We start from the raw sequence: 7,135 nt of genomic DNA on the forward strand, positions 1-7,135 counted from the left end.
GCAACTTATCAGCATGTTACATAGATTCATTTACATACATTCACCCAATGAATTATTGGCTAGACCAATATACTTCATAATGTATTATTTACCTCCCTATCAATAAAAATAGAAAGATAAAAAATGACAGCAAAAAACAGACACAACTACGTTATTCGCCCTATCACCCAACAAGACAACACCGGCATCGCCGCTGTTATCCGTGAAGTATCTGCCGAGCATGGCTTAACCGCAGACAAAGGTTTTGCCGTTGCTGATCCGATTCTGGATACATTGTACGAAGTTTACAATCAGCCGCGCAGTGCTTACTGGGTTGTTGAAATGGATGGCGAAGTCGTTGGCGGCGGTGGGGTTGCTCCGCTGGCCGGAGGTGACAGTGATACCTGCGAATTACAAAAAATGTACCTTTCATCGGTACTACGGGGAAAAGGGGTTGCCAGGCAAATCGTGAAGCAATCACTCGAATTTGGTACAGAGCAAGGTTTTAAACGCTGTTATCTGGAAACAACGGAGACTTTGAAAGCTGCCATTGCCTTATATGAAAAACTGGGCTTCAGCTATCTTGATGAGCCACTTGGCAATACAGGCCACAGCGACTGTGAAGTCAGGATGCTCAAGGCACTATAACGATTACCCCCTCAATAAATCAGCCCCACTAAACAAGTGGGGCATTCGGCGGTCACGCTATCTTCAAAAGATCTTAATGCAGTCTGGGTTCATCTTCCTCTGGGGGAAAGAGATCACCTTCGTCATCTTCATCATCCGGCGCGTTGGGATCTTCAAAGTACGTTCCCCAACCATCGTAATTCACACCCATCTTTTCAGCCAGATCCATCAGTTGCTCGACCTGTACGTTGATCAGTTCGGCTTCCAGACGACTTTCACTGATCACATCGCAACACATCAGAACAACACGATCTTCTGTTTCCAGCTCTTCTGCATCTGTCACTTCATAACCTAGCTTAAATGCTTCCAGAGCGGCCTTCTCCAGTTGATCGAAGTTTTCTGCCGAAAAGTGGTGTTCAATAATATAAAGCGCTTCAGGATCACTGCCATCTTCCAATAATTCTTCGATGATCAAACGAGTCTCTTCACGCTGTTCTTCTAAAGCATGTGGGTCTGCCATGCCAATCCCCTCCGTCAGTTGGCTGTCATGTTTTGCATTCTCCCATCTTTTCTTTACAAAGGATATATCTATCCAATTTTGTTCAGGGAGAAGTACAAACCGCAATCGACTGAACCATAATCAGCCTTAATACTGTCACTCTCGCAAGCACCAAAAACGAAACTTGCAATCGGATTTTTTATCGAGATATAGTGAATATAAATTCAATATTGCGCTGATGGAGACAATCCATAATGAACCCATTTTTTCAACGCTCGTTCCTAAGACTTCTTGATATTACTCCTACAGAAGTTAATACTCTTTTAACATTGGCTCATGAATTAAAAACGAATAAAAAATCAGGTTTGGAATCGCCTTTACTCAAGGGAAAAAACATTGTTCTTATTTTCGAAAAAGATTCCACCCGTACACGCAGTGCATTTGAAGTCGCAGCCTATGATCAAGGTGCCAATGTTACCTATTTAGGCTCAAATGGCAGCCAGATCGGGCACAAAGAATCCATCAAGGACACCGCACGAGTGCTTGGGCGCCTGTATGACGGCATCCAATACCGTGGTTATGGTCAACACATTGTCGAAACATTAGCGCAATACGCAGGCGTTCCGGTTTGGAATGGCCTGACGGATGAATTCCACCCGACCCAACTTCTGGCGGATTTAATGACCATGCAGGAACACAGCCAAAAACCGCTATCTGAAATCAAATTTGCTTATTTGGGCGATGCCCGCAATAACATGGGTAACACCATGCTGGAAGCTGCGGCATTGACGGGGATGGATCTCCGCTTAGTCGCGCCAAAAGCATGCTGGCCTGATGCAAACTTGGTTGCAGCATGCCAAAAACACGCTGAAAAAACTGGTGGTCAGATCACTCTAACAGAAGATATTACACAAGGTGTAAAAGAAACTGATTTTCTTTATACCGATGTTTGGGTATCAATGGGTGAACCAAAGTCAGTCTGGCAGGAACGCATTGCATTATTGAAGCCTTATCAGGTCAATATGGACGTTGTGCAAATGACGGGGAATCCGGAAGTAAAATTTCTGCATTGCCTTCCGGCCTTTCACGATGAAGAAACGGCGCTCGGTCAGCAACTGGCGCAAGAATTTAATTTATATGGCGGTCTGGAAGTGACGAATGAAGTCTTTGAATCAAAACACAGTATTGTGTTTGATCAGGCTGAAAACCGGATGCACACCATTAAGGCGGTGATGGTGGCGACGCTGGTGGAAGAATTGAATTGGTAATCGGAAGCTTATGCGGTGTGTTTGAGCACCGCTTTTTGTTTTTTTATAAAAATTTATTATAACGATGATGCAAGCTGGTAAAAGTGGAAAAAACTTTTCAAATGTCCACTGCCATACTGAGCTCTCTCAATCAATTCATCCAAATAATATTTTTCTATCACTCCTCGAGGATTTTTCTTTGTATATTGAATGCCACGAACAAATAGCATGGCTTTAAGATAGTCTCCATGATAGGCTGAATCACTAAATGAGAAATCATCCGGTTTTTTCATCGCTTCAGGATCATTATCTTTTACATTAAAATGATAGAAATAATCGGAGAACTCCGCATGCAATTGATTATGGGAAATCATACTTTTATTCCCAAGGGCCCATGTTTCTATACATGGATTTTGAAAAATAATTTCAACAGAACAAGCCCCTATCTCGATATTTGTTTCCTTTATTCTATCAAGGATAAATTTCTTTCTTATCCTCTAAATCACAAAAATCAGAATCCAATACAATCCAGAAAACATCAAATTTTTTATATTGCTTTATATCTAACAAGCTATTTTTCAACATATTATCTAGCATATGGGGATAGCCTTGCCCACTGATCAAATAATAGTTGCTATCCTCTAATTGAGATAAATTTTCAATTCTCTTTATTGAAGGAGCTAAATGCTCTAACCAAGCGGGGTAAACCTTTCGCTCCGTTTGCTTACCTTCCACTAAAATATAAATATTCATCTTCTGGTTCCCTCCAAATAAATATCAAGATTAATCAATTTAGTAAATGCCTCATGATTAGACTCGTGTAAATTAAAATCTTCAGAGCGATTTGAAGATATCATTGCAGCATTTCTTGATATAATTTTCCAGTTTTTCAGCGGAATATTATTGATAATATAAGGATGGTGACTTGTCAGTATAAATTGCAATCCATTTCCGGTTTCCATAAGAATATCAGTCACATCATTGATACAATTCACACCAAGCCCATTCTCAAACTCATCAATAAGAAATACGGTACCCTCTGGGCTTAAATAGATGTAAGCAATTTGTATTAACGTCTTTAGCATTCCCGATGACATTTCGCGTTGAGAAATCCATTCTTCAATGCCTTTTTCTTTAATTTTTACTCTGATGACAGTAAGATTATGTGAAGGTATAATATCTTCTTTTTCAATTAAAACATCCTCAACCAATGGAAATATTTCTTCATATCTATTTTTTATAGAACAAAATAGTTTATGATTTTTTTCCTGGCATAAGTAGAGCTTATAATAAATGTTATTTATCATTGTAGATCTAACATCACTAATACCTTTCATATCCTTAATTAAATATTTATTAGGTATAACAGATTCTCTTCTGTCATCCATCGTCTCTATTGAAATTATTTTCCTGAAACTCTCTCTAATTATTCCAATATCATTCTCCTCACGTAATAAATTAATAACACTTTCATTCTGTGATAACTTGACTATTGAAGTATCGTTGTAGATTATTCCCTCTTTATCTCTCTTAATCACCTCCTTATTATCTATAATCAACCTTTCTTTAACAATAGATGATTTTTCTCTATCTTTTTCTACCAAATAAAAATTATCTATATAATCAGATGACTGTTCAAACTCTCCAGACCAACAATATTTTTTTCCATTAATTTCAAATTCAACCGCCCAACTAAAACTACTGATATCATCTCCATCTGCAATACGGGTTAATTTATTCAACGCCGATAATATTTGCGTCTTACCAACTCCCGATGCACCAACTAATAAAGTTAAGCTGTCAAAATGTATCTTTTCAATTTTTAGATTTTTGTAACATGACTCTAATGATAGTATTTTCATATCGCATTCTCTTCATTTTAGAGAAAAATAGTTTCTCTTTTATTATTTAATATCCTTATTTTACTTATACATCTAATATTCTCAACTAGTTATAAGTAACGCTACAAATTCAAAAAATGCCTTACAGAAATAACTATGATAGTCATAACCTAGCATATATATTGCTTAATCTCTATCCTGATAGTTCTGTCAGTGCTGATTTATCAATCAGCTTACGCTCCCAATCAGTTCTCCACAGAACTTTTTCATGAAACTCACCCTGCAACGCAAGGTGAGCTTATTCTTTTGATTGTCAGCTATCTATTTCACCAGATTTTTATAGTCTGGTGACCTCTCCCATCCGACGCCTGTTATATTGATTAATCGTCGCCATAAAGCTTGAAGTTGTTCCCTCAGGATCGCCTACGTAATCTGTGCTGACTATTGCAGCAGGATGTTCGCCAGATTGGTTACCAAGGAGTAAATTCTCAACTTCCTCTATCAAAATCCCTTTATTTTTAAATAAATTACTTTTTACACCTGAACTCAACTCCAATTTATTTGGAGAAAGAACCGGCATGTTCGTTTGTAATATATTAAGCACCCCTTGTTTGGCGTTGCTTAAGATTTTACTAAAGACTGCGGCGGTCTTCTCTGCGCTCGTGCTGTTAGCCCACTCTGTGTTAACGCTTTCTTTGTAATCCCAATGTCGCTCTGTTCCATCATATTTCTTTCTATCAACCATGATCCCTATGTTTTTTCCTTTATGCAGTAAATCAACCGTCGCCTCACCTAAACTCGGCACATCATCATGTGTAATAAGACGCTCGCGATGACCTTCGAGGATACTTCGTAAAAATGTATTTGAAGCCGCTGCTGCGGAAGATTTCCCGCTTTCCCCTTTAAATACGAGTTTGAGTAAGTAAAAATTATTGCTATCTCCTGCCGCATGTTCCAAGAGTGATTTCACATCCGAAACAGCATTACCGCCTGCAACGCTGGGGCCATGAAAGAAGCCAAATGTGCCATCTTTATTTTGCGCTACCCGAATATCGAAATATCTGGCCCCTGCTTCTGCTTGTTGCCTCAACGTTCGATTTTGGGTTTTAAACATCCCAGGAAATAGAGCTCCCACGCTACTGAGTCTATTTTTTTCTCTACTATAGGCATAAGTCCCCGCATCGTGGCTTCCCAGCATGGCTATCTCAGATAATTTGGTACCAGTAGGTAACTCACTGTGATTGACATACTCAGACTCACGACCATTAGGATCAAATAATACAATGGGATTATTTCTTACCATCCTGAACAGATTCAGGCCGTCTCCTGTTCCCGCAGGATCGGCACTTAACCAGCGGGCGACCCACGGCTGATAATAACGGTAGCCATAATAGTATAACCCTGTCGCATCCCGCTCTTTGCCTGAATACCGGATGGTCTTGTAATCTGCTTCTATCTGGCTTCTGGCAGCCCAGACCGATGTGCCACCATACGGATAATATTCTTCCAGACTGATGAGTTGCCCGTCGCCATCGACTTCCAATCCACTACTGCCCACCAGATTATCGTAGCTGTAACGCACCTGATTGTTACTAATCTCATCGGGTTTGCCGCTTTCCCAATGTAATACCCGCACTTGCGCACGCCCCGCAACGCCGACGGTGATCACTTGCAGCATTTCTTTTTCGATATCACCGTTTTTTGTCATACGCAGTTCCAGATCCGGCAGATATCACTCAATGCGATAACAATACCTGCATCTACGCTGTCAGTACGCAGAACATCACCAGTGAGAGAGGAGCAATAAGTAAAATTAGGATTGATCGTCTTATCTGATTGCTGTAATGCCTCCAGACGAGGATCAATGCTTTTCTCTAATTTACCTTTAATATCAAAATAATAACGTGTAATTCGTGTATCAGTATGGTCTGGCTGATCCGGATGACGATGATAATGAATATTGCGCACAGCCAACATACGGTTGTCTTGCACAGTAACTATGGGTGTTTTGTGATGAACCTGAAAGGATTTATTTGTCATAATTAGGATTCTCATTAAGAAATAACGGGATGTGTTGATCATTTTCTGAGAATTGAGATAACTGTACTGAATTTCGTGCCCTGATTGAGAGCATCATTGCACGAACTTTTGATAATAATTTTTGAATATAAACGTATCCGATTCACCTGATAATGCAGGATTCAAGTGAATCAGATATAAAGGCAGGTATTAATCAACATCTTCAAGATGTAAAAACATGTTATCAATATTTCTCATCACAAAGAATTTAGCAAGACATCCGAAATTATCAATTATATTGATATGGCCTCCTAGATTATCTTCGTCACGTGTATAATGAAACTTATCACAACATCCAACAGTAGCCCTGATAAACTGGTTACCATTTATGATTGCTATAGGCCAGTCACCATACGGTAAACCTGCTGCTGCCATCGTATCTTCAATTCTGCAATCCTTCTTAACTATATCCATCTCTAACACAGTACCAGCTTGTATTTGGTTATCGGATGTCCTTTTATAGACGGTTATTCCCAACCATGTATCTTGATGTCCTATTAGCTCCTGCTTCTTTATTGTCAATGAGTAGGGTAATACCCAACAAAGTATATAAACCTTTACGTAATACCCTTCTTCAAATTCATGATTTGCAATGAGATTAGATTCTAATCGAAGCTCAGATCTATAGATCCTATACGGTTTATGTGGAGTGACTTTCAGAATATTTAAATACTTCTGCATATTGGTTGTGTATTTATTTCCATCTATAGTTACCACAGCCATAAATTCCATACTCTTATAATTTTCAGTATTGCTGGATTAACGCAATAAGTGCAACATGCGACCGGTATAGGCTTCCATTGGCGTCAGCCCATTTAAAATCTTTCTTGGTGTCATATTCAGCCTCAATTCCATATCGCTGA

At 39.2% G+C, this 7,135-nt stretch carries 8 protein-coding genes and 1 pseudogene; 2 read left to right on the forward strand and 7 right to left on the reverse strand.

Features of this window, described 5'->3' with window-relative positions:
- Positions 1-123 precede the first annotated feature (123 nt).
- The gene (locus tag AAC854_RS06610; protein ID WP_273548504.1) at positions 124-627 is read left to right on the forward strand and encodes a GNAT family N-acetyltransferase; all 504 of its coding nucleotides are present in this window, start codon (positions 124-126) and stop codon (positions 625-627) included.
- 73 nt (positions 628-700) lie between these two features.
- Here AAC854_RS06610 and rraB read toward each other — a convergent pair whose 3' ends face one another.
- The gene (rraB, locus tag AAC854_RS06615) at positions 701-1,126 is read right to left on the reverse strand and encodes a ribonuclease E inhibitor RraB (protein ID WP_047965061.1); all 426 of its coding nucleotides are present in this window, start codon (positions 1,124-1,126) and stop codon (positions 701-703) included.
- A 233-nt stretch (positions 1,127-1,359) separates the two neighbouring features.
- On the opposite strand from rraB, the gene argF reads away from it, so the two are divergent.
- The gene (argF, locus tag AAC854_RS06620) at positions 1,360-2,373 is read left to right on the forward strand and encodes an ornithine carbamoyltransferase (protein ID WP_340616404.1); all 1,014 of its coding nucleotides are present in this window, start codon (positions 1,360-1,362) and stop codon (positions 2,371-2,373) included.
- A 56-nt stretch (positions 2,374-2,429) separates the two neighbouring features.
- Here the strand turns inward: argF and AAC854_RS06625 are convergent, their stop codons facing one another.
- The 6 genes and pseudogenes from AAC854_RS06625 to AAC854_RS06645 all read right to left on the reverse strand — a co-directional run bounded on the left by AAC854_RS06625 (position 2,430) and on the right by AAC854_RS06645 (position 6,995).
- Positions 2,430-2,726: a hypothetical protein gene (locus AAC854_RS06625; protein WP_340616405.1), complete on the reverse strand. Its 297-nt coding sequence runs from the start codon at positions 2,724-2,726 to the stop codon at positions 2,430-2,432.
- A gap of 97 nt (positions 2,727-2,823) precedes the next feature.
- Positions 2,824-3,105, reverse strand: coding sequence for a hypothetical protein (locus AAC854_RS06630; protein ID WP_340616406.1), 282 nt, complete (start codon positions 3,103-3,105; stop codon positions 2,824-2,826).
- Positions 3,102-4,214, reverse strand: a complete 1,113-nt coding sequence (locus tag AAC854_RS06635) for an AAA family ATPase (RefSeq protein ID WP_340616407.1) — start codon at positions 4,212-4,214, stop codon at positions 3,102-3,104. The genes AAC854_RS06630 and AAC854_RS06635 overlap by 4 nt, the downstream gene beginning before the upstream one ends.
- A 1,228-nt stretch (positions 4,215-5,442) precedes the next feature.
- Positions 5,443-5,925, reverse strand: a pseudogene (locus tag AAC854_RS24230) (RHS repeat-associated core domain-containing protein); the annotation flags it as partial.
- Positions 5,898-6,233 carry a hypothetical protein gene (locus tag AAC854_RS24235; protein WP_422824055.1) on the reverse strand — a complete coding sequence of 112 codons (336 nt, stop codon included), beginning with the start codon at positions 6,231-6,233 and terminating at the stop codon, positions 5,898-5,900. The gene AAC854_RS24235 and the pseudogene AAC854_RS24230, both read right to left, overlap by 28 nt.
- A gap of 189 nt (positions 6,234-6,422) precedes the next feature.
- Complete coding sequence (locus tag AAC854_RS06645; RefSeq protein ID WP_340616408.1) at positions 6,423-6,995, reverse strand: hypothetical protein; 573 nt, start codon at positions 6,993-6,995, stop codon at positions 6,423-6,425.
- Positions 6,996-7,135: the final 140 nt, after the last annotated feature.

The sequence above is a fragment of the Xenorhabdus entomophaga genome (genome assembly GCF_037996725.1).
Lineage (GTDB): Bacteria > Pseudomonadota > Gammaproteobacteria > Enterobacterales > Enterobacteriaceae > Xenorhabdus > Xenorhabdus khoisanae.

What these genes read in the sequence shown, in the direction of transcription:
- AAC854_RS06625 (WP_340616405.1), bottom strand. Translation starts at nt 2,726, where the DNA reads ATGATTTCCCATAATCAATTGCATGCGGAGTTCTCCGATTATTTCTAT.
- AAC854_RS06630 (WP_340616406.1), bottom strand. Translation starts at nt 3,105, where the DNA reads ATGAATATTTATATTTTAGTGGAAGGTAAGCAAACGGAGCGAAAGGTT.
- rraB (WP_047965061.1), bottom strand. Translation starts at nt 1,126, where the DNA reads ATGGCAGACCCACATGCTTTAGAAGAACAGCGTGAAGAGACTCGTTTG.
- AAC854_RS06610 (WP_273548504.1), top strand. Translation starts at nt 124, where the DNA reads ATGACAGCAAAAAACAGACACAACTACGTTATTCGCCCTATCACCCAA.
- AAC854_RS06645 (WP_340616408.1), bottom strand. Translation starts at nt 6,995, where the DNA reads ATGGCTGTGGTAACTATAGATGGAAATAAATACACAACCAATATGCAG.
- argF (WP_340616404.1), top strand. Translation starts at nt 1,360, where the DNA reads ATGAACCCATTTTTTCAACGCTCGTTCCTAAGACTTCTTGATATTACT.
- AAC854_RS06635 (WP_340616407.1), bottom strand. Translation starts at nt 4,214, where the DNA reads ATGAAAATACTATCATTAGAGTCATGTTACAAAAATCTAAAAATTGAA.
- AAC854_RS24235 (WP_422824055.1), bottom strand. Translation starts at nt 6,233, where the DNA reads ATGACAAATAAATCCTTTCAGGTTCATCACAAAACACCCATAGTTACT.